Source organism: Reichenbachiella ulvae (genome assembly GCF_025833875.1).
In the GTDB taxonomy this organism is placed as follows: Bacteria; Bacteroidota; Bacteroidia; order Cytophagales; family Cyclobacteriaceae; genus Reichenbachiella; species Reichenbachiella ulvae.
In genome coordinates, this window is sequence record NZ_JAOYOD010000001.1 from 1,062,626 (window position 1) to 1,084,566 (window position 21,941).

Sequence of the window (21,941 nt, forward strand, 5' to 3'; positions counted from 1 at the left end):
TATGGAATTAATATTACAACGTCCACAGAAGAAGGAATCGGTCAAGAAGTACAGTGTGATGTATGTGGATGATGAGCCTGTAAACCTCAGAATTTTTCAACATGCCTTTAAAAGGGATTATAATGTATTAACTGCATCCAGTGGTTTTGAAGCTCTGGAAATGTTAAGCGAAAACAAGGTAGATCTGATAATCACAGACCAACAAATGCCTAAGATGTCAGGGGTAGATTTGTTGGCTAAGATTGTACCAAAGCACCCGAATATTATCAGAATGATAATGACAGGGTTTAGTGATATTGGCGCAATTATCAGAGCAGTCAACGAATTTGGCTTGGATAAATATTTGGTTAAGCCATGGGACAGAGACCAGTTGAAGGCTGAATTTGATAAAGCACTTGAGAAAAAAGAAAGTGAAAAAACTGCTCCAAAGACTGCAGATGTTGGAGATTCAATGTTGAAGTTAAATGAGTCTATTCTACCTAGTGATAAGGATCTGAAAGAATTGATTTCAGATAGTTTCGTTTTGTTTGACAACAATGCAGATAATTCGTACGGATATTGGTTCGGTGAAAAGCAAGGGAAGTTAGCTATGGCTTGTTTCGATATTGGAGACAATGTGAATGTATCTCTAGCCGTCAAATCATATATCAGTTTATCATTATCCGAAATTGTATATAAGTCGGACAAATTAGATTCTGCAGAAATACTAGGTAAACTTTATGTGAAGATCAGAAATAAATTTGAGGGAAATGATGCTCCTATGAAGCCAATGGATATTTCAATGGCCATAATTGACTTGAACTCCAAGGAAATCTCATATAGCGGATCCAATCAGAGTATGTATTATTTTGATACAGAGGGTAAACTGCAGATGTTGAATGGGGATAAAGAAGCCTATCATATTGTTGAAAACAACAACCCGAAATTGTCAGTGCATACAGCAAATGGTGTTACCAAGGCCTATTTTATTTCTAAAAATATGGTGAACCAGATTATCCCTTCAAATGATTCGTCTACCGAAGGGGTTTCTTTTCTTCAGTATATGCGTGGAATGACTGATGCCTCTATGAACGAGCAATTTGAAAAAATAACAAAACAGTTGTCAGGTGAAAGTTCAAAATGTATGATCGGGGTTAAGCTCAAATAACTTCTTTATTGATATATCTACTTTTATAGAGTAGAGAGACTTCAAAATGGTAAAATCAATCAGCTACGTTTTATTATTCGTTCTCTTCTCTCAAATTCAGATTTTTGCCCAAAAAATATCAAATGAAATTGAGATGGGGGAGTCAATGCAAGAGTATATCCAAGAGAATCATATCGAAGAGATAGAAGATATGATTCATAAATTGGCTTCTTCCAAGAGTTTTGTGGAACAATTTATTAAGGAAGAAGAAAGACACCTTCTAGATGATATTTCTTTAAATAAACGAGATGTAAGGATCGGGGATGATGTGGATGTATATGTTAATCATATTACAGAACATCAGACTTTTACCATGATCATGGTGCCAATTAGCATCTATAACATGGCCATATATGATACCTTGTTGTTTTCTGTGATTGAGGTTTCTGATGAATGGGTTAGGAGAGAATTTCCATATGATGATATCGAAGATGACTCAACGAAATCTCATTTGCTGACTCTCAAAAACCATGAGTTACTGGCTCATCATCTATACAGCCAGGCCTTGAAGATCTCTCATACAAGCATGGGGCAAGTACATGTTGATTTGAATGAGTCTTATATATCAAGCGGTAGCATACATGAGCATACTTCTAACTTGAGCAAACATGAGAAAGATGAGATGCGCAGGCATTGGGGAGTACTCAAGAAGGCTTTTACTCATGTCATAGATCTCAATGTAGAGTTCAATATTTATGTATTTGGCTTTAACGATCTAGAAGTGTCTGTCAAAAATAGGAAAGGGGATTATTCCATCACTATCACACCTAAGAATGTGTTTCAGAGACATCATTTTTTGGAAGATTAGCCCATTAGTAGAAAGTCTCGATCTTCAATGTATCCCTTAGTAAGCAGGAAGTTTTTTATTTCGTCACGCTTATTTCGGTTGGTTACATAACTAAGAATAAAGGGCTGTTCCTCTTTTCTTATTGATTCATAATGAATGCATCTATAATTTGAATGCTGTTTTGTATTCTTGATGTCAATGAATCCTTCAACCTTAACTTGATAGCTCTTTAAGTATTCTACTCTTTGCCTGGCCAGTTTTCCAGCACCCCAAATCCAAACTGATGCTTGTTGCCGATCCTTTAGTTCTTTTGATAGATAGTGAGTTTTAATCTTGAAAAATGCATCGGTGCTATATTTTTCAGAAGATCGAGTTAGCCGTGTTTCTGAATCTCTCCAAAACAAATGTGCTTTGCCTAACTTGATGATTTTCATCTTTTTGTATAGGGCTCTGAGAAACCATTCATAGTCCTCAGGATAATCCTCGTCATAAAAAGGCCCAACTTGCTCCCAACATGATTTTGTAATCATTAGTGTAGGATTAATTAGGGGGAATTCAACAAATCGATTTCCATAAATGTCCTCTGTACTAAGAATTGAATTACTCCATTCTACAAAATGATGAAAGCCCTTGTTGTTTTTGATGACTACATCGGCTTGAGTGGCACAGATGTCAGCCTTATGCCGAATCAATTCCTGAACCTGAGATTCTAACCTTTCAGGATAAGATATGTCATCGGCATCCATTCTTGCTAGATATTCTCCCTTTGCGGCGTTCATACCTCTATTAGCAGCATGGCTAACCCCGATTTGATCCTCATGTAAAAGTCGGATGTGCTTATGCTGATTACAATAATTTTGGGCAATCTGAAGGCTTGAATCAGTTGATTTATTGTTTATCAGAATGAGTTCAACGGGCGAATGGCTTTGACTTATTATACTATCAACTGCTTCAGGTAGAGTTGATGCAGCGTTGCGAAAGGGGAGTATGACAGATACCTGTGGTTTCAAAGCGTTAGGCTGGCTCTAATATATTGAGCCAGCCAAATCTCTTATTTGCAATATTCAGTCATGTCTTTGACATCATCATATTGAGGTTGAACTGCGACTTGTCCGTTTTGATCTAAGAAACCCCATTTTCCATTTTTCTCAAACCGAGCATACCCATTGATAAATGCTTCTGCATGATCAAGATTGGATTCAATGATCTCACCATTTTTTGAGATATAAGCCCAATCCCCATCAATATTAACTCTAGCCACATTTAAAGGCATTATGTCTGCTTGTCTGAATAAGGACGTATTGAATGAAAAACCAAATCCTGTTTTATTGATAACATTGCTGAAGGGATCTTGTTCACAAGAATAATCTGTGTCTGAGGCTAAATTTCTAAAGAAACCTTCGGCTCGTTCATAGGAACTGGTGCCAGGTAATTGATTTCCATTATTATCAATGAATATCCATTTACCCTCTGTAGTTAAAGCTTGTGTGCTTTCTGCATAGAAATGGTCTACTTTTTCATACTGTGGAGTAATGGCAATTTGAAAATTCTCATCAATAAATCCCCAAAAATCTTCTTTTCTAACCTTTGCCCTCCCATTTACAAAGTCATCAATATCATCAAATTGGCCCATTAATTTGATTTCACCTGAACGAGTGAGATAACCCCATTCATCTCCTCTTCTTACTCTGGCATTTCCATTATCGAATTTTTTGAAAGCATCAAAACTAGCGCCTGAAACAATTGCTCCATCCATGGAAACAAATCCCCACAAATCCCCCTCCTTAAATGCTGCCACTCCTTCATCAAACCCTTTGATAGCTTGATATTTCGTGGGGAGTATTTCCTTGCCGCTTACATGAAGAATCCCGAAGAAATCTCCTTTTCTTACAACAGCGTAATCTTTTTTGAAAAAGCCACTAACTTTCTCAAATGTTGGTGGAATGACATAGTTGCCTTGTTCGTCAATTACCCCCCAAAGTCCACCAGATTCTACCCATGCCTTTCCATTATAGAAATCTTCGTTTTTTTGATATTTTAAACCGCCTGCTACCTCTTTGTATTGCTCATTGATGAATCCCCAATTGTCTCCCTTACGAACACGGGCATAACCATTGTTGAAATAGTGAAAGTCTTCATAGCTTTGAGATAGAATAGACCCAGATTTATCAATTAAAAACCAATTCCCATCTAATCTTACCCATGCTTTTCCGTTTTTAAATGGTTTGATTGCTTCGTATTTAGGAGTGATGGCTATTTGACCGTTTTCATCAAAATACCCCCAGAGACCGTCCAATTCGAATCCTCCTCTGTTTTCGCTAAATATATCTACATTTTCTAAGTCTGGTGTGGAAATTAATTGTCCGTCCTGAGAAGCATAGAACCATTTTTTGCCAATCAATGCATGCGCATAACCAGCGTAAAAAGGACTTACTTTCCTGATTTCCTTATTTGCATCAATGATTGTGTTACCTGATTGATCAATGAGTGACCAATACTTTCCTGTTCTTGCCCATGCTACGTAATCCTGAGCAAAGTTGTCTAGCGATAAGAAAATAAGTGATAAAGCTAAAAGGATAGCCTTAGTGGATTTAGAATGTTTCATTTTTTTAATGGTTGATGAGTAAGTTCATTTACACTAATTTATATAAACTTATCAAACACCAGCCATGCACTTTGCATTTATCGCCTTCAAATGGCCGATTCCAAAGCCAAGTCCCAATCCTTCCAAACTGGTTCATAGCCATTTTGTTCTAGAATTGTTTTAATGACCTCAGGGCTTCTTTCATCCGAAATCTCGAATTGTTCTAGTGATTGAGGCTCAACTGCATAGCCACCAGGATTGGTTTTTGATCCTGCACTCATGGTGGTGATCCCTAGCTTGATAGCGTGATTTCTGAACTGGTTCGTTTCGCGAGTGGAAAGTGAGAGTTCTACCTCTTGATTGAAAAGTCTATAGGTACAAATCAGCTGAACCAATTCACGGTCAACCATTTCAACCTTTGGTTCTAATCCACCTGAAAATGGTCTTAACCTTGGGAAGGAAAGGCTGTATTTGGTCTTCCAATATTTTCTCTCCAAATAGTCGAGATGAAGAGCTACAAAAAAGCTATCAACTCTCCAGTCTTCCAGACCGATCAATGCACCTAAGCCCATTTTGTGAATACCCGCCTTACCCAGTCTATCGGGAGTTTCCAATCTGTAGTAAAAGTTTGATTTTTTTCCTTTGGGGTGGTGGATTTTGTAGTCAGCCTTGTGGTAAGTTTCTTGATATACCAAAACCGAATGCAAACCTTGTTGGATCAAACGTTCGTAGTCCTCCTGATCCAAAGGTTGTACTTCCATACTGACATTGGCGAAATGAGGACGGATTTGTTTGATGGCACGTTCGATATAGTCAACTCCTACAGTCTGATTGGCCTCTCCAGTTACGAGCAAAATATGTTGAAAGCCCATGTCCTTGACCGCTTTTACCTCCCTCGCTATTTCAATATCATTCAGGGTTTTTCTTCTGATCTTGTTGTCCAGACTAAAACCACAGTAGGTGCATATGTTTTGGCATTCATTGGACAGGTACAAGGGGGCATATAGCTGCATCGTGTTGCCAAATCGCTGTAAAGTCAATTCATGGCTAATTTGCGCCATTTGCTCCAGATAGGGAGCCGCAGCAGGAGAGATCAAGGCTTTGAAGTCTTCTATGTCTCTGTCTGAATGACGGAGTGCACGTTCTACATCCTCTGCTGTTTTGTTATAGATGGATGATTTAATATCATCCCAGTGGTATTGATCAAATACTTCTTTAAAGCTCATCTAAAAATGCTGTTAATGGACTGCTAGCAGCAGCATGCTTGACAGGACTCGCTAGTTTAGCCTCATAGGCCATGCGTCCGGCTTCAATTGCAGTTTTGAAGGCAATGGCCATCTGTACTGGATTGTCTGATACGGCAATGGCAGTATTGACCAGACAAGCATCTGCTCCAATCTCCATGGCACGCGCAGCGTCGGAAGGTGCTCCAATTCCGGCATCTACAATTACGGGTACGTTGGCTTGTTCTATGATGATGTCTAGAAAGTCGATGGTTTTCAACCCCTTGTTACTGCCGATAGGGGAGCCCAAAGGCATCACGGCAGCAGTACCTGCATCTTCTAGTCGTTTGCAAAGTACTGGGTCGGCATGAATATATGGCAGTACAATGAAACCTTGTTTAGCCAGTTCTTCCGTAGCTTTTAACGTCTCTATCGGGTCTGGCATCAAGTACTTGGGATCGGGATGGATTTCCAGCTTCACCCAATTGGTTTCTAATGCTTCGCGAGCCAGATTAGCTGCAAAGACCGCTTCTTTGGCAGTACGTACGCCAGAAGTATTGGGAAGAAGATTGATACGACTGTGGTTCAGATGCGTTAGAATTTGATCATCTGCATCTGAGACATCTACTCTTTTAAGTGCCACCGTAACCAACTCAGATTCAGAAGCCTCAAGAGCTTCTTTCATCAGTTGGCTGTTTTTGAACTTACCTGTCCCTGTAAACAATCTGGAATTGAATTCTTTGTCTGCTATTTTAAAAGTCTCCATCTGGTAAGCAATATTTGATTTCGGTGATTGTTTCTTTCTTGTCTTCTGAAGTATTGATCAATGATGCAATTGCCACTCCATGACAGCCTGATAATTGCAGGTCGAAAACATCTTCAACCTGTATGCCTCCAATAGCAATAATTGGTATATGGAGGTCCTCTATTATCATGTTGTTAAGGATTGCAGATATACCCTTTATTCCTAAAACAGGACTAAGATTATCTTTGGTCTCAGTATGTCTAAATGGGCCTAATCCTATGTAATCAACCTTCGCTTCTGCCAGCCTTTGGATATCCTCCCAGGTATTGGCTGTTCCGCCGATATAAGGTCGATCTCCAAGGATTTCCCTGGCTTCTTTAGGGGCCATGTCTTGTTTGCCCAAATGCACACCATGGGCTTTTACCTTTTTGGCTACCTGAACATGGTCATTGATGATGAGCTTGGCCTTGTGTTTTTTGCAAACTTCCTTAGCCTCTTTGGCAATAGACAAAAGCTCATCATCTGTTTTGTTTTTTACTCTTAATTGTACCCAGTCAACTCCTGCTTTACATGCCTCTTCTATATTTTCGACATGACTTTTTCCATTTGTTTCCTGAGAGATATAATGCAATCTGCTTATCATGCTTCGATTTCAAAATGTCTTCCAAGCTTAGCTGAGCCTGATTGAAGGTATTTTTCTGTATATGCTTTAGCGTTTTTACAAGCGTCTTCTAGTGATTCACCTTTATTGAGTCCTGCAGCTACTGCAGACGACAGTACACAGCCTGTACCGTGTTTGTCTTTGCCTTCGATTCTATTTCCGGTGATTTTTACTTCCTTTCCGTCCTTTAGGATCAAAAAATCACTAGTGTCATCAGTGTCACTATGACCGCCTTTTTTCAGGACATTAGTAGGCCATGATTCAGAGCCTAGTGCCGCAGAGATTTTGTCAAACTCCCAACGATTAGGCGTAATCAAGTGAACCCTTCTTAGGATGTCCTGAAACTGATCGGATTCTACTTTTTTGACAAAGTCGAAACCTGATGAAGACTTCAGAACTGGATCCCAAATGATTTTTGCATCAGGTATTCTCTTTTCAAGGTATTGAAGCAGTTTGTTGAGCAAATCCAATCCATTGATGATACCGATTTTGACTACAGAAAAGCTATAGTCGGCCAAAAGCGCATCAATTTGTGATTTGATAGGTTCAAAATCTTTCCATTCGATACCCCAAAGGTCATCTTCATTTTGGTAGGTGAGTGCTGTAACTACAGCCATGCCCTGCACCTTTAATTGGTGCATGGTTTGAATGTCGGCCAAAATACCGGCTCCTCCACAAGGGTCGAATCCTGCGATGCTCAGTACCAGATTATCTTTTACTATTGCCATGAGTTATTTGTTTAAGTAATTTGAAGCGTCTTTCGTTATCATTCATATTCCAAAAAGCTCCAAGCATTGCGAATCCCGCAAATCCCATCTCTTGTGCTTGTTTGAAATTGTTCCAGTCAATTCCACCCAAAGCATAGATAGGGAAGGGGTGCTTCATATTTAATGCTTCTCCTAGTATTGAAACATCAAATGCCGCTTTGTACCCTTGCTTAGAGATACTATTAAATATAGGACTCAAAAAAGCATAATCAAGTTTTGCATCTTCTTCATTTATTTCCTCAATTGAGTGAAATGACTTTGATCGAAGACTCGCTGACTGATTTACCTTCTGGTGGGATTTCCAATGCAATCCAACATTAGGATAAGCCTCCATCAAATCGTGATGTTGATGGAGGCTAAGCTTTTTGTGAAACTCTGGGTCTATTTGATCCAGATATTGTCTTAGATCATCTTTCGAGCTATGTGGCTTTCGAACATGCAAGCGAATTGGGAGTTCCAAAATTTGATTGCAAGTTGCCAGCTCATGCTCCACCAGCGTCTCCGGTGTGATGATAACTATATTCAATTATTGTTCTAAATATATTTCGCTTCCTTTTTCCGTAAACTCCTTCGCTTTTTCTTCCATGCCTTTGTTCAGGGCATCTTGCTCAGTGAGTTTGTTTTCTGCTGCAAATTCTCTCACATCTTGTGTGATTTTCATTGAGCAGAAATTAGGTCCGCACATCGAGCAGAAGTGAGCTACTTTGGCTCCCTCTGCAGGTAGGGTTTCGTCATGAAACTCTCTAGCAGTATCTGGATCTAGTGATAAGTTGAACTGATCTTCCCATCTAAATTCAAATCTTGCTTTCGATAGGGCATTGTCACGGTATTGTGCTCCAGGATGACCTTTAGCCAAATCTGCAGCATGGGCAGCAATTTTGTATGTAATTACTCCATCTTTTACGTCCTTCTTGTTTGGGAGACCCAAATGCTCTTTAGGCGTAACATAACAAAGCATCGCACAGCCATACCAGCCAATCATGGCAGCCCCAATACCAGAAGTAATGTGGTCATAACCTGGTGCAATATCAGTAGTCAATGGTCCAAGCGTGTAGAAAGGCGCTTCTTGGCACTCTTCTAGTTGCTTTTCCATGTTTTCTTTAATCATATGCATAGGTACGTGACCTGGACCTTCTATCATCACTTGTATGTCATGTTTCCAGGCGATTTTCGTCAGTTCTCCAAGAGTTTCCAGCTCACCAAACTGTGCTTCATCATTGGCGTCTGCCAATGAACCTGGGCGAAGACCATCCCCCAAAGAGAAGGCTACATCGTAAGCTTTCATGATTTCACAGATCTCTTCAAAATGTGTATAGAGGAAACTTTCTTTGTGATGAGCCAAACACCACTTGGCCATGATAGATCCCCCTCTAGATACGATACCGGTTACGCGCTTGGCAGTAAGTGGAATGTATCTCAAAAGTACACCTGCATGGATAGTGAAATAATCCACACCTTGCTCTGCTTGCTCAATCAAAGTGTCTCTGAAAATCTCCCATGTCAAATCTTCAGCCTTACCATTTACTTTTTCTAAAGCCTGGTAGATAGGCACAGTACCAATCGGCACTGGAGAATTTCTTAGAATCCATTCACGTGTTTCGTGAATGTTCTTACCAGTAGAGAGGTCCATAATGGTATCAGCTCCCCAGTGGCAGGCCCAAACTGCTTTTTCTACTTCTTCCTCGATGGAAGAGCTAACAGCAGAATTACCGATGTTGGCGTTGATTTTAACCAGGAAGTTTCTACCAATGATCATCGGTTCTGATTCCGGGTGGTTGATGTTGTTAGGGATGATGGCTCGTCCAGCGGCAATCTCATCTCTTACAAATTCAGGAGTGATTTTTCCTTTTGGAGTATTCGCTCCAAAGCTTTCGCCCGGATGCTGAACGTTCAAGTGGTTCCACTCTTCAATTTTTTGATTCTCACGGATGGCGATATATTCCATCTCCGGAGTAATGATGCCCTTTTTGGCATAGTGAAGCTGAGTCACGTTCTGGCCTTTCTTTGCTCTTTTCGGCTTGGCCAGGTACTCAAACCTTAAATCATCCAGAGATTGATCATTCAATCTTTTCTGACCATAATTGGATGTGATTCCTTCTAATTCTTCTACATCATTTCTATTCCATATCCACTCTTCTCTGAGTTTAGGAAGTCCTTTTCTAACATCAATGTCCACATTAGGATCCGTGTATGGACCACTGGTATCATAGACAGTGACTGCAGGGTTTTTTTCTTTAGGGGCAGAAGGGTTAAACTTTAGCACTGTGTCATTGAGCTCAATCTCACGCATCGCTACTTTGATGTCATGAATCTCTCCTTTGACATATATTTTTTTCGAAGCGGGGAAGGGGTCTCTTGTGATTTTCTCTTCTCTTGGAATTTGATCTACTTTAGCCATAGTTTTTATTTTAGCCACCCTGAGTTGCGGTGATTATTAAAATATTGTCGTTTTCTTTTACGAGGTAATTATCCCAATTGGACTTGGGGAGAATTTCGTCGTTGATAGCCACTGCAATTCCTCTATCAATATACAGTTTTTTTTCCTTTAATAAAGGAATCAGTTCAATTTGACTTTCCTGACGGTTCAGCTCCTCGTTGTTCAATTTGAATTTCATAATGAATCAATTTTTACCTTAGGAGCCACATTTAAAGATGTGCTGAACTTTTCCCTTCGACTGAATTACCAGTATCAGGTATTGAGGGTATCTTCTCAGCCACGATCCCGTGGGCACCCCTAAAGTGATTTCAAAGTTATCCGAAAATTTTGAAGTAGAAAATTCTTGAGATTAATTCTCGATGTTGGGACATGTTTCTTGGTAAGAAAAGGTGTCCCCGACATATTCATCCCATTCATCAGCGGTCAGGTTTCTGTCCACCAATTGACAAATGCGATCGGCAAGTTGTTCGAAATCTATGGTCCAGACTCTGATATGCTTGTCTTTGCTTCCTGTTACGACCCGTTTGCCATCTGGAGTAAATTTGGCACAGAAAACCCAGTCTTCATGATCATCCAGGATTAATGGCATCACCCGAGAGTTATTGATATCCCAAATACGGGTAGTCGCATCTCTGCTCGCAGTGAGTAAATGTTGATTGTCGTTGCTAAAATCTACGTCAGTCACAGCTGACTGATGACCGGAAATGATTCTTTTGATTTTCTTCTTTTCCAAATCATAAAGTACAGCATCCCCCTTTTCTCGACCAATGGCCAGGAGCTTTTTGTCCGGGCTGATGGCGAGTGCATTGATGGCAAAAAGCTCTGGAATGAAATAGGAGGAGTCTGATCGGTCATTGATGATTTCTAGCTGGCCTTTTTTACCCCCTAGGAATACTTCTTTTCCACTTTCATCTATCATGATGGTGTTTACTGCCTGGTTGTTGCTTCTGTTGAGCGTGGAATCGACATTGAAACCTTTGATTCTGATTTGACCCGATTGATTGACTGTCAGGTATTTGTATTCGTTGGGGAAGAAGGTTGCATTCTGTACTAACTCGGGATCATGGCTGATCGTTTCACCTTCGCTTAAGATATCTTTAGTTTTTACAAAGAATATTCCGTCAGACTTGGAAGTAATCATAAGGATCTGACCATCGTGACTGACGTCTATCGATTTGATTAGATGATCGCCCTGATAAAGCACTGTGGGTATTCCTTTGATGTCATTCAGGTTCCATTTGAGTACCCTGCCATCTGAGCCAGCGGAATAAAATGTACTGGAATCAGGCCCAAACTTGAGGGATACCACAGACTCGCTATGTGCCATGACCTGATTGTAAGATTGAAAGGTAGTCGAATCATAGTTGAGGTACTTGTTGGCATAATAGAGCGCAGCATATACGTTTTTATGTGAAACGTATTTTTCGCCTTCGTTTTCTACCCAAAAATCATAGGCTTGCTTGGCAATTAGCGCCTTTAGTTCAGTGTGATAGGAAGGCATGATCTCCGAGCGTTGAGACATGGATTGAATCAGCTCGGTGGTTTTTAGAATGCTTATTTCTTCCTTCAATTCATCAATATATGAGCTGTCCTGTACTTGTGCTTGTAGAGTCAGCGACGATAGGAGAAGAAACAAAAAGGATAAAGTTCGGATGGTCATAAGTTAGATTTTGGTTATTGCATTAAAACTAACTTAAATAAAACGATCGGCTTGAACTGTTGTTGTTATAATTCAAATAAATGATAGAAAAATACCATTATTGACTAAAGCCATGATCTAAGGCATAGATGATCAATTCAGCAGGAGATTTGAGATTGAGTTTTTTTAGGATGTTTTTTCGATGAGAATTGACCGTATGGTGGCTTAGAAATAATTCTTCGGATATGTCCTTTGAGCTCTTGCCTTTTACTATTAAATCCAGTACTTCGAGTTCCCTATTGGTGAGTTCCTCAATGGTTGTCTTATTCTTACTGTCTGTCAGCAAGTCAAGAATGGTGTTGCAATAAAACTTCTCATCATTCGCGAGATGTCTGATTGCCTGAGAGATTTCGTCTTCGCTGCAGTGGTTGGTGACTATGCTGTTGATGCCGTTTTTCCAAAGCTGCTGAATGTGGAATTCATTTCTTGTATCCGATATCACTAATACTTTTGACTTACGGTTCCATTCCAGAGCTTTGCGACAGAGCATGTCTGTGTCCCTACTGATGTTGACTATATAGATGTTGTGGTCATTCTGCTCAAACTGATTGACCTGATCCAATTGCCCTAGGGATTCAACTAATTCTAAATCGGGTTGTTCGCTTACAATGAGTTGCAAACCCTGTAAACTTAGGTAATTGGTGTCAGCGATGATTACAGTTTGAGTTAACGGCACTTGTTGCTTATTTAGAATCGTTCCAAGCAAAAATAAAGGCAATCCTGATGGATGCAAATTTTATTTAAACTAATTCTAAATAAACTTTTTGTTAACTCAGCTTTACCTCTTCGTCTTCTAGTTTGATTCTCTTTTGTTTGTATAGGATCCCAAGTGATTTTTTGAAGTTCTTTTTGCTCATTTGAAGCATTTCCTGAATTTCTTCCGGACTACTCTTGTCATGCAAGGGGAGGGTACCATCATGTGATTCCAGATAATCTAGTATTTTTTGAGCTCCAGCTTCCAGATCGTGCATTCCTCCTTTTCTGAGGGATACATCAATCTTGCCATCTTCCCTTAGTTTTTTGATGAAAGCCTTTCTTTTACTACCCTTTATCAGCTCCTCGAAGGTCTCATTTTCATATAGCAGACCCTGATATTTCTGATTGATGATGACTCTGATGCCGTTGATTGTGGTTTCGCCAATCACAATTTCGACTTCATCTCCTTCGGTTAGCCCTTCGATTTCTCGACTAAGGAAAAGATGGATTCGTGCACTGGCAGCTACTCTTTTGGTGATACTATCCAGATAGGTATAGACCGTTACCCATTGTCCTTTTTTCAATCTTCGGTCTTGCTCGCTAAAAGGAACGAAAAGGTCTTTCTCCAATCCCCAGTCCAGAAAAGCCCCATACTGAGATACGTCCTTGACCTTCATACAGGCAAATTCCTTAATCTGAGCTAATGGAGTGAGTGTGGTAGCCACATTTCTATCCTGTGAATCTGTGTACACGAACACTTTGACTTCATTACCTATTTCCAGGCCTTCTGCTACATACTTGTTGGGCAAGAGTACTTCTTCGGATTCCTCGTCTATTAGATAAGCACCATTGTCTGTAAAACGATTAACCTTGAGGGTGTTAAATTCACCTATATGCATATCCTGTTAGGAGTAAAGTTTGAGTTTGGATTCTTTGGGTGGGAGTGGCTTGATTGATTCTATTACAATCTTAGCCAACTCGATATCTTCATTGTCATTTCCAGAACTAATTCCAATGGCCCCTTCAAATTCCTCATTGAGACCAAATACAGGGATGCCACCTGGCCAGGAAACAAATTTTGGGTCGTCGTAGTATCTGATTTCTTTAGGGTCTTTTTCAGAAAGCTCTTGAGCCAACTGCTCAGTAGTTTTTTTGGTTCTGGCTGCCGTATAGGCCTTGTTGATGGCCAGTTGAATAGAACTCAATGGGGCATGATCTGTACGGGCAAAAGTTACGAGTTCCCCGCTGCTATCTACTACTGCAACTACCGCTTCTTTTTTCTCTCTCAAACACTCGTGAATGACAGTGTTGATTGCTTTAATGCCTTTTTTTAACTCCATAGAATATATTTCAAACTAATCCGTGGCAAATATCAGGATTACATGTCGTAGTTTCTATTGAATTTCAAAAAACCCGATTAGCTAAACTGAAAAATCAAGGCTCAACTGTCATCGAACCTTGATTAGAGATTAACTTGAGAAATTATAGCTGATTACGATCTTGGGGTTAATATTTTATATTGATTTTGATAGAAATATCTTGAGGTGCAGTTTCATTTCCTCCGAAATAGGGCCAAAATTTTTTAGAAACCGCAGCATGATTCCATGTTGCGGTTTTTTTTGTTATTCACTTTTAATATTGTTCCTTATCGAAGTATTATTTAATTTGAAGTTCATATGATCAATCTTTGATCAGGCAGCAGCATTTTAAGGGGAATTGGATTCTGAATCTGGATTCAGGTGAAATGATAATGCTATGCTATGAAAGAAAAACCCATACACTCAGAGTTGACTTTTCAGCTCATGATCGAGTCGACCCCTAATGCCATTGTTTTGATCAACAAGGAAGGCAAGATTGCCTATGTCAATAAACCGTCAGAACAGCTTTTTGGATACGACCGAACAGAATTAATTGGTCAACTAATTGAAATACTCATTCCTCCAAGGTTTCATCAAAATCACCCTCGTTTTCGTGATATGTTTTTTTCATCTCCTTCGGTGCGATCCATGGGCGCTGGGCGAGACTTATATGCACTGAGAAAGGATGGATCAGAATTTCCTGTGGAAATTGGTCTGAATCCATTAGTAACGACAGAAGGCACCCTGGTTTTAGCTTCTATTATTGATATAACAGAGCGTAAGAAGGCAGAAGAGAGATTCAAATTGGTAGTTGAATCTGCCCCCAATGCTATGATATTGGTTAATCAAGATGGGATTATTACTTTGGTTAATGCACAAACAGAAAGGCTCTTTGGGTTTCAGAAAAAAGAACTAATAGGAAATCGTCTTGAAATGCTCATTCCTAATCGGTTCAAGGAAAAGCATCCAGATCATAGAGAAAGTTATTTTCAGGCACCTAGTACGAGACCCATGGGAGCCGGACGTGAGTTGTTCGGTCTTAGAAAAGATAAAAAAGAAGTTCAAATTGAGATTGGACTTAATCCTATAACTACGGATGAAGGCCAAATGGTATTGGCTTCTATTATTGACATCACAGAAAGGAAGGTTCAGGAAAGTATTCGGGCCAAAGTGAAAGAGATGGAAAACCGAAACCAGGAACTCGAACAGTTTGCCTACATCGCTTCACATGATCTACAAGAACCTCTTCGAACTATTTCGAATTTTATCACCGTAATCAAGGAGGATTGTATGGATCAATTGGATTCAGAGGCTTTGGGTTATCTGAATACCATTGGTCGAGCTACGGATCGAATGGTGATTTTAGTAAAGGCGTTACTGGAGTATTCTCGTTTGGGAGTAGGTAGACAAGTGGCCGAGGTAGATTGTGAACAACTAGTGGCCACTGTAGTTTCTGACTTGAATAATTTAATCAAAGAGACAGGTACGCAAATAGAGATTGGATCACTGCCAATAGTCAAAGGCTATGATGTCGAACTTCGACAGTTGTTTCAGAATCTAATCACTAATGCTATCAAGTTTAGAAAAAAGAATCAGTTAGCCCAGGTGAGAGTTATGTGCAAAGTCACTGAATCGGCATATGAATTTAGCATTGTGGATAATGGTATTGGGATTTCTAAGAAGAACTTTGATCGGGTATTTTATATTTTTCAGCGACTCAATCCCGCGAATACATATGAGGGGCATGGTATTGGCTTGGCTTATTGTAAAAAAATCGTAGAATTACATAACGGTAGGATTTGGATTGAATCGGAAGAAAGACAAGGAACTACCTTTAACTTTACTATACCAAAAATAACTCATGACTAAAAAATTGAATTGTATCATGCTGGTTGATGACAATCCGGATGATAATTTTTTTCATCAGCGAGTGATCAAAAGAAATAAAAGTGCTGACCATGTGGTGGTTTGTCAAAGTGCCCAGGAGGCCATTGACTACCTGAAAAATCAAGAACTGGATGGTTGGATCAAGCCTGATATGATATTTCTGGATATCAATATGCCAGGGATGTCTGGTTGGGAGTTTTTAGAAGTATATGAGGATTTGATTCTTTCGGACAAGAATCATGTGATTGTGGTAATGCTGACGACTTCTGAAAATCCAGACGATATACAAAAAGCAGATGGCATAAGTCATGTGGCTAGTTATCACGCAAAACCTTTGAGTAAAGAATTGTTGGATGAGTTAATATCAAAGCACTTTAAAGATTAGTTCATAAAGAAAAGCTACTTGACTTGTAAGTAGCTTTTCTTTTTAGTGAGCTTCATTACATAATAAATCAATCCTTGTTAATCAATTCATTCCATTCAGGCACCATGTCCCTGAGCATACCGGTGTGTTTGGATCCACCAAAACGATACGTAACGGTCATATTGAGAACGTAATCTGCAAAAGCAGCATCGCCATGTCGGTATTCACCGGTTTCTTTGGTTCTTTGTTTGTCTTGATAGCTCTGAGTACGGTTTCTGTATACAGCCAAAGGTACAGTTAGATTTAAAGCGAGGTTTTTTCTGCTCAATACTACTCCAGGCTCTACAGAGAGGGCATATCCAGGTCTTCTATATCCAGCACTGCCGCCAATCAAATCCTCTGCAGGAACTCCTTCGAATCGGCCGCCCGCATATAGACTCAAACCATTGATGGGTGAATTGTAGAATGCACCCAGACGAGCGGCATATTGATCCGGGCATGAAAATTCACTTGTTCCTCGGCGAGTCAATACGCCATTGGTTTCTCGCGGGTTAGATAAGTAAAAAAGGTTCGTACTGATTACAAACGAATGAGACAGCACTTGATAGGCTTGAACATCTACCGTGATCCCAGTTCCGCCATCGCCTGGTTGGATTGATTGATCTACAACTGCTTCTACTTCCTGATCTCGATTGTCTCACTGATTATAAAACGTGTCTTTATAATCATACTTTCCGGTAGGGAGTTTTACACCAAGCCCGAATGCGAGATTGTGTTTGTTAGACTGGTTGGGGTCTAGGAGCCAATATCCCGCTCCCAAGCGGATGTCTCCCAAGCCATATGAGCTGGTATGATGGCGCTCGCCAAGCCCATTGGGAGGATTACCGCCGTGTTCGTACATCGAGGACCGGTCATGGTAGAGCATAGGCAAAATGGCTGTTGCATAGAGGCGATCTGTAATACCGTAGTTGATGGATAGGTCAAGAAAATAGCTGTGGTTAATTACCTCGGTACCTTGTTCGATTCGCTCGTGTTCCTCTTCAGCTCCTCTAAAATGTCTGAATGATTTGAAGTATCGAAAACCAGCGGAAGTGAAAAATTCACCTTCTGAAACTCCGAAGGTGTTGCCCATGCCAGAAGCACAGCCACTAAAGCCTCGGATGGCTACACAGCCCTGAGCATAAATCTGATTGATGCCAAATAGGCAAAATACAATAGTCGAAAAATAAAGTCTCTTCATAACAATTATTTGTTTTTGGTTGTTGCCCTTAATCACAAAGAGGGTATAGCTGATGTTAGGCTTGCAATGCTATTGTGTTTGTCTGCCTTACTATTTTGAAATGTGTTGAATGCCAGAAATAAACTGATGAAACTATCAATTGAATGGATAAGCACAGGGATTAATAATCAGGTATTTGAACGGGTATGCGATTAGAAGAAGTCAACCATTTGAATTATATGTAAGTGAATTTCTAATCAGAATCTTTGAGAGGGAAACATAGTTTGGGTTCTTATTGAATAAAAGATTTTATGTCGATTGAATAGCTGGTTTATAGCGTCTCTGGTGGTTCGGAGGCGCTTTTTTTATGAAACAATATTGGCAATACTGAAAAATGGGTGAGATAAAATGATGTTTTGAGTTGACCAAATAATAGGAGTTGTTGTATATTGGAAACTCTTGTGTTAACACATAAAATCAGAATGGAATTAAGGCGAAAAGTATATGTGATCGATGATGATCCGATCTTACAAAGGATCATGAAAAAAATGTTGGGCAATTTCGATTCCGATGTGGATGTTCATATGTTCTTACATGGGGAGGAAGCCATCGAGCAATTGCGCCAAGATGTAGAGTTGCCTGATTTAATTTTTCTCGATATCAACATGCCTATCATGGATGCCTGGGAGTTCATTGAGAATTATCAAAAGTTGGGAATAGAGATTGTGCCTATTTATATATTGTCTTCTTCGATAGACTACAGGGACATAGACAAAGCAGAAAACATTGAATTAATCAAGGATTACCTTGTCAAACCTTTGAAGAAGGACCGATTGATTGAAATATGTAAAAGGGAACTCAATTCGTAGCATTATTCATTAATCAACCTAACCAAAGATGAAAGCCAAATACCTGATTGGACTTTTAATTTTACTGATTTTTTCAGGACCACTTCTTATTGCACAGACTTCCATTGCCTATCAAAGGTTTTTAGAAACCGATCATTTAGATTTTGGTCTGGGGAGCTATGGTCGAATCGGTGTGGGTTGGATGCCGACCATTGAGTCTACCGAAGGTCGCCGACTGAACCTGAACAGTATGGGAAGTATCGGAGGGCGAATGGAGGAGCAGGATTATATGGAGCTTGGGGTAGCGTTCTACATCAAGCCTGAAAACTATCCGAAAGATTCCACCGAGATCGTAGTACAAATTCGCTCTGCTCTATATTCTAATAACCTTCAATATTTTGGCAATTCGAGCACAGGCGATGCATTCAGCAGTCTGACACTGGCATTTCCTGAGATCTTCATAGAGGCCAGGCATGTTCTAGTGCCTAACTTGAATGTTTGGGTGGGATCTCGATTGTATCGGGGAGGAGACGTGCATATGGCTGACTATTTTTATTTCAATGATCATTCGGGTCAGGGCTTTGGGGCGGAGTACAAGAACTCTAGAGTCAGTGCCATTTTTGTTTCATCCTCAGATACGACATCCACGGTTCCTCCCTATTTCTTTTTGAATATCAAATCTGGAACACCTGGACTGGAACTAAGGCAGCGAATAGTGACTGCCTTTGAGCATGATTTTCATCTCAAGGAAAATGATCTATTGACGGTTTTGGGAGAATGGCATCATATGGGGGACCCCTCTGATGAAGAATTAGATATCAACGATCCAGATATCATAGCTTCTTACCCAGGAGATGATGGATGGGTACTAGGGGTAAAACATCAATGGAATGAAATCGCTGGTTTATCAGCAGGGTCTTTCAATCATCTGGCCCTTCGATATGGATCAGGAATTGCCAATGGAGGGGATGGTGGTAACTCTCGCACCTGGAATACCTTCGGGGCAGCCAATCTGGATACCTATGAGTTCAAGGATGCCTATTCCTGGCATATCGTAGATCATTTCTTAGTCAATTTCGGAGAAAGTTGGAGCCTGAATGCCTACGGAGTATTGAATAGGAGCAAAGGGGCTGCTCGTACCAATGGGTTGGCCGAGACCTATTTAGGTAGGGAAGTTTATAACTCGAAAACCGATTGGACACTGGGAGTAAAGGCGGTAAAGTACCTGACCGATCAACTGCATCTGCAGGCGGAGCTCCATCATTCGGAAAGGAAGGATGGTAATGAACCCTGGTATGCCATGACAAAATTGAGCCTGGTGCCTACTTTAGCGCCGACCGGAGCTCGATCCGTTTGGGCACGTCCCCACCTTAGGTTTGTGGCTTCTGCTGCTCGCTACAATGATGCCGCCATGAATGCCCGGTATTCGCCCTATCTTCAGCTGGTCGGTTCAGATCGTTGGGGATACTATTTTGGTGTAAAGGCTGAATGGTGGACATGGTAACTGTTGGTAATTAGATAGTTAAATAGTACGATATTATGTACAGCTTTGATTATATTGTTAAAAAATCAAAGCTATGGAACATACCAGTTACACCAATTTTCGCCAACATCTTAAATCTTATATGGACAAAGTAATGGATAATAGAATGCCATTGCTGGTGACTCGGGCACATGGTCAGGATGTGGTCGTTTTGTCTAAGGCCGATTATGATAGCATGCTCGAAACTTTCTATTTACTTCGTAACCCTAGAAATGCAGATAGGATTTTTGAATCCTTGAGCGAACTAAAAGGTGGAGCGGGATTTGAAAAGAGTTTACCTAAAACCTCATGATTGCCGGACTCAAATTTTCTTCACAGGCCTGGTTGGATTACATTCATTGGCAAAAAAATAGTCCAGATATCAAGCGGATGATTGATGAATTATGTTTGGATATCGCGAAATCCCCTTACGAAGGCAAGGGCTATCCTCAGCCCCTGAGCTATGACTTGAAATACATCTGGACCCGAAGAATCAATATGGTGCATCGTTTGGTCTATCAAATCAACGGTGATCGTATCGAGATCATTCAATGCCGATTGAACGAGTCCTGAATAGTCTGTCCGGATCAATTACAGTCCAGAGGGAAGTCTGATACTTCGAACTTTTTGTTGTCCTGATAGTTGTAATGCCACCACTCGGTACGAATAGGGTTGAATCCAAAATGCATCATGATCGATCGAAGTAAGGCTCGATTGTCCTTTACTTGAATGGGTAAATCGCTATAGCTGTGATGTGCTTCCGGACCAAAATGATCAAATCCAGTACCCATGTCAACAATCTCTCCTGCATCTGACACTAAACCAATATCTACAGCACCGCCTCTGTTGTGAACTGATCCATATTTGGGATTGGCGACATAGCTGGGTTTGGGATATATTTCCCACATCTTCTTTTGCACTGATAGGGGGCGATAGCAGTCGAATATCAGAATTTGCATGTTGTGTTGGGCCAAAGAGTCGTTGGCTTCTATCAATGCCAATGCTACAGGCTTTCTCAATAGACAATGAGCACATGGGTAGACTTTTTCTTTGAGGAAGTTGTCCAAGCCCGCATATTTCATATCATATACAAAAGAATTGGAAAGAAGGCTCAGATCCACAAAACTAGAATCACTCCAATTGGAGATGTCAAGAGCTTCGAATCTGGGTTCATCTGGAGCTACTTGAATGCTTTCAACTTCTATTTGATCAGTAGAGGTTTGTTGTTTTTCGGCTGGCTGACAAGCGGAAATACTAAGGAGCAGTAAAAGAGTTAAATTTCGTATTTGGTTCATTTTAGAGCGATTGATTTTTTCATGCTATTTCTGATATACCATTCGGCTATCAGCAGGTTGGGGACCCAGCCTAGCCAGGCCACCCATTGGTAGACATCCATTGGGTGAGGTCTTAGGAGCAGTACGATCACCCATTTCCATGCACGAAGAGTCAATGCGGATAAGGTCAGGGCGTAACTTCTAATGATGAATTGCTGATGCAGTGATAAGTTACCTTTTCGGATTTGGTAATATCCTTGAAAAGTAAAGTACAGCCATAAGAGACTCAAACTGGTAAATGCTAATTGAGAAATGAAGCCGCCATTGGCGTAAATGGACATGATCAAGCCAGAAGGACCAGATAAAAATAGAATTACGCCCACATAGAGTTGCCCCATGGTTCTATGCCATACTGGATATCGGGTAAGTATTTTGTTAGAGAATTGGGTGAACCCAGCTATGAGACAAAACATACTGCTAAGTACATGAATATAGAATGCGGTTTTCCAGAGTGAATTGTCGATGACCCACTGCTTGATTCTCAGGAATGCCGTATGGTCATCAAATGCCAGATAGGGCAAGGTAATCCTCAGCATCAAAAAGCTAAAGAAGGAAAGTAAAGCGATATTTATTTTGAATCTCATCGAGTCGAACTACGAATTTATAGTATTTTGCTCAGTATTA

Annotated in this window: 25 protein-coding genes and 1 riboswitch; of the genes, 8 read left to right on the plus strand and 17 right to left on the minus strand. The window is 40.3% G+C overall.

What is annotated here, in order from left to right:
* Position 1 precedes the first annotated feature (1 nt).
* Positions 2–1,147 (plus strand): response regulator, encoded by a 1,146-nt coding sequence (locus N7U62_RS04065; protein ID WP_264136604.1) that lies wholly within the window; start codon positions 2–4, stop codon positions 1,145–1,147.
* A gap of 145 nt (positions 1,148–1,292) precedes the next feature.
* Complete coding sequence (locus tag N7U62_RS04070) at positions 1,293–1,994, plus strand: hypothetical protein (protein ID WP_264136605.1); 702 nt, start codon at positions 1,293–1,295, stop codon at positions 1,992–1,994.
* Here the strand turns inward: N7U62_RS04070 and N7U62_RS04075 are convergent.
* The 13 genes from N7U62_RS04075 to N7U62_RS04135 all read right to left on the minus strand — a co-directional run bounded on the left by N7U62_RS04075 (position 1,991) and on the right by N7U62_RS04135 (position 14,125).
* Entirely contained in the window at positions 1,991–2,983 is a 993-nt protein-coding gene (locus tag N7U62_RS04075) for a glycosyltransferase family 2 protein (RefSeq protein WP_264136606.1), read from the minus strand. The genes N7U62_RS04070 and N7U62_RS04075 overlap by 4 nt on opposite strands.
* 41 nt (positions 2,984–3,024) lie before the next feature.
* Positions 3,025–4,578, minus strand: coding sequence for a WG repeat-containing protein (locus N7U62_RS04080; protein WP_264136607.1), 1,554 nt, complete (start codon positions 4,576–4,578; stop codon positions 3,025–3,027).
* 86 nt (positions 4,579–4,664) lie between these two features.
* A complete protein-coding gene (gene thiH / locus N7U62_RS04085; protein WP_264136608.1) occupies positions 4,665–5,783 on the minus strand; it encodes a 2-iminoacetate synthase ThiH in 1,119 nt (372 codons plus the stop codon).
* Entirely contained in the window at positions 5,773–6,546 is a 774-nt protein-coding gene (locus N7U62_RS04090) for a thiazole synthase (protein WP_264136609.1), read from the minus strand. Before N7U62_RS04090 ends, thiH begins: the two co-directional genes overlap by 11 nt.
* The gene (locus tag N7U62_RS04095; RefSeq protein ID WP_264136610.1) at positions 6,533–7,168 is read right to left on the minus strand and encodes a thiamine phosphate synthase; all 636 of its coding nucleotides are present in this window, start codon (positions 7,166–7,168) and stop codon (positions 6,533–6,535) included. The genes N7U62_RS04090 and N7U62_RS04095 overlap by 14 nt, the downstream gene beginning before the upstream one ends.
* The gene (locus N7U62_RS04100) at positions 7,165–7,914 is read right to left on the minus strand and encodes a hydroxymethylpyrimidine/phosphomethylpyrimidine kinase (protein ID WP_264136611.1); all 750 of its coding nucleotides are present in this window, start codon (positions 7,912–7,914) and stop codon (positions 7,165–7,167) included. Before N7U62_RS04100 ends, N7U62_RS04095 begins: the two co-directional genes overlap by 4 nt.
* Entirely contained in the window at positions 7,895–8,287 is a 393-nt protein-coding gene (locus tag N7U62_RS04105) for a thiamine phosphate synthase (RefSeq protein ID WP_404818013.1), read from the minus strand. The genes N7U62_RS04100 and N7U62_RS04105 overlap by 20 nt, the downstream gene beginning before the upstream one ends.
* 192 nt (positions 8,288–8,479) lie before the next feature.
* The gene (gene thiC, locus N7U62_RS04110) at positions 8,480–10,351 is read right to left on the minus strand and encodes a phosphomethylpyrimidine synthase ThiC (RefSeq protein ID WP_264136613.1); all 1,872 of its coding nucleotides are present in this window, start codon (positions 10,349–10,351) and stop codon (positions 8,480–8,482) included.
* Positions 10,352–10,361: 10 nt separating this feature from the next.
* Complete coding sequence (thiS, locus tag N7U62_RS04115) at positions 10,362–10,568, minus strand: sulfur carrier protein ThiS (protein WP_264136614.1); 207 nt, start codon at positions 10,566–10,568, stop codon at positions 10,362–10,364.
* Between the two features lie 34 nt (positions 10,569–10,602).
* Positions 10,603–10,699, minus strand: a riboswitch (TPP riboswitch).
* A gap of 40 nt (positions 10,700–10,739) precedes the next feature.
* Positions 10,740–12,050: a WD40 repeat domain-containing protein gene (locus N7U62_RS04120; protein WP_264136615.1), complete on the minus strand. Its 1,311-nt coding sequence runs from the start codon at positions 12,048–12,050 to the stop codon at positions 10,740–10,742.
* 97 nt (positions 12,051–12,147) lie between these two features.
* Complete coding sequence (locus N7U62_RS04125; protein WP_264136616.1) at positions 12,148–12,765, minus strand: response regulator transcription factor; 618 nt, start codon at positions 12,763–12,765, stop codon at positions 12,148–12,150.
* Positions 12,766–12,856: 91 nt separating this feature from the next.
* A complete protein-coding gene (locus N7U62_RS04130) occupies positions 12,857–13,684 on the minus strand; it encodes a CvfB family protein (RefSeq protein ID WP_264136617.1) in 828 nt (275 codons plus the stop codon).
* A 6-nt stretch (positions 13,685–13,690) separates the two neighbouring features.
* Complete coding sequence (locus tag N7U62_RS04135) at positions 13,691–14,125, minus strand: GlcG/HbpS family heme-binding protein (RefSeq protein ID WP_264136618.1); 435 nt, start codon at positions 14,123–14,125, stop codon at positions 13,691–13,693.
* A 420-nt stretch (positions 14,126–14,545) separates the two neighbouring features.
* On the opposite strand from N7U62_RS04135, the gene N7U62_RS04140 reads away from it, so the two are divergent.
* The gene (locus tag N7U62_RS04140) at positions 14,546–16,012 is read left to right on the plus strand and encodes a PAS domain S-box protein (RefSeq protein ID WP_264136619.1); all 1,467 of its coding nucleotides are present in this window, start codon (positions 14,546–14,548) and stop codon (positions 16,010–16,012) included.
* Entirely contained in the window at positions 16,005–16,415 is a 411-nt protein-coding gene (locus tag N7U62_RS04145; protein ID WP_264136620.1) for a response regulator, read from the plus strand. Before N7U62_RS04140 ends, N7U62_RS04145 begins: the two co-directional genes overlap by 8 nt.
* Positions 16,416–16,482: 67 nt before the next feature.
* On the opposite strand, the gene N7U62_RS04150 is transcribed toward N7U62_RS04145, so the two are convergent.
* Entirely contained in the window at positions 16,483–16,923 is a 441-nt protein-coding gene (locus N7U62_RS04150) for a hypothetical protein (RefSeq protein ID WP_264136621.1), read from the minus strand.
* A gap of 168 nt (positions 16,924–17,091) precedes the next feature.
* The gene (locus N7U62_RS04155; protein WP_264136622.1) at positions 17,092–17,634 is read right to left on the minus strand and encodes a transporter; all 543 of its coding nucleotides are present in this window, start codon (positions 17,632–17,634) and stop codon (positions 17,092–17,094) included.
* 461 nt (positions 17,635–18,095) lie between these two features.
* Between N7U62_RS04155 and N7U62_RS04160 the strand changes: the two genes are divergently transcribed.
* From N7U62_RS04160 to N7U62_RS04175, 4 genes are all read left to right on the plus strand, one after another.
* Positions 18,096–18,482 carry a response regulator gene (locus N7U62_RS04160; protein WP_264136623.1) on the plus strand — a complete coding sequence of 129 codons (387 nt, stop codon included), beginning with the start codon at positions 18,096–18,098 and terminating at the stop codon, positions 18,480–18,482.
* A gap of 28 nt (positions 18,483–18,510) precedes the next feature.
* Entirely contained in the window at positions 18,511–19,965 is a 1,455-nt protein-coding gene (locus N7U62_RS04165) for a carbohydrate porin (RefSeq protein WP_264136624.1), read from the plus strand.
* A gap of 73 nt (positions 19,966–20,038) precedes the next feature.
* Complete coding sequence (locus N7U62_RS04170) at positions 20,039–20,296, plus strand: type II toxin-antitoxin system Phd/YefM family antitoxin (protein ID WP_264136625.1); 258 nt, start codon at positions 20,039–20,041, stop codon at positions 20,294–20,296.
* On the plus strand, positions 20,293–20,556 hold the full coding sequence (locus N7U62_RS04175; protein WP_264136626.1) for a Txe/YoeB family addiction module toxin: 264 nt from the start codon (positions 20,293–20,295) through the stop codon (positions 20,554–20,556). Before N7U62_RS04170 ends, N7U62_RS04175 begins: the two co-directional genes overlap by 4 nt.
* A 14-nt stretch (positions 20,557–20,570) precedes the next feature.
* On the opposite strand, the gene N7U62_RS04180 is transcribed toward N7U62_RS04175, so the two are convergent.
* A complete protein-coding gene (locus N7U62_RS04180; RefSeq protein WP_264136627.1) occupies positions 20,571–21,278 on the minus strand; it encodes a M15 family metallopeptidase in 708 nt (235 codons plus the stop codon).
* Positions 21,275–21,901 carry a DUF2306 domain-containing protein gene (locus N7U62_RS04185; RefSeq protein WP_264136628.1) on the minus strand — a complete coding sequence of 209 codons (627 nt, stop codon included), beginning with the start codon at positions 21,899–21,901 and terminating at the stop codon, positions 21,275–21,277. Before N7U62_RS04185 ends, N7U62_RS04180 begins: the two co-directional genes overlap by 4 nt.
* Positions 21,902–21,941 lie beyond the last annotated feature (40 nt).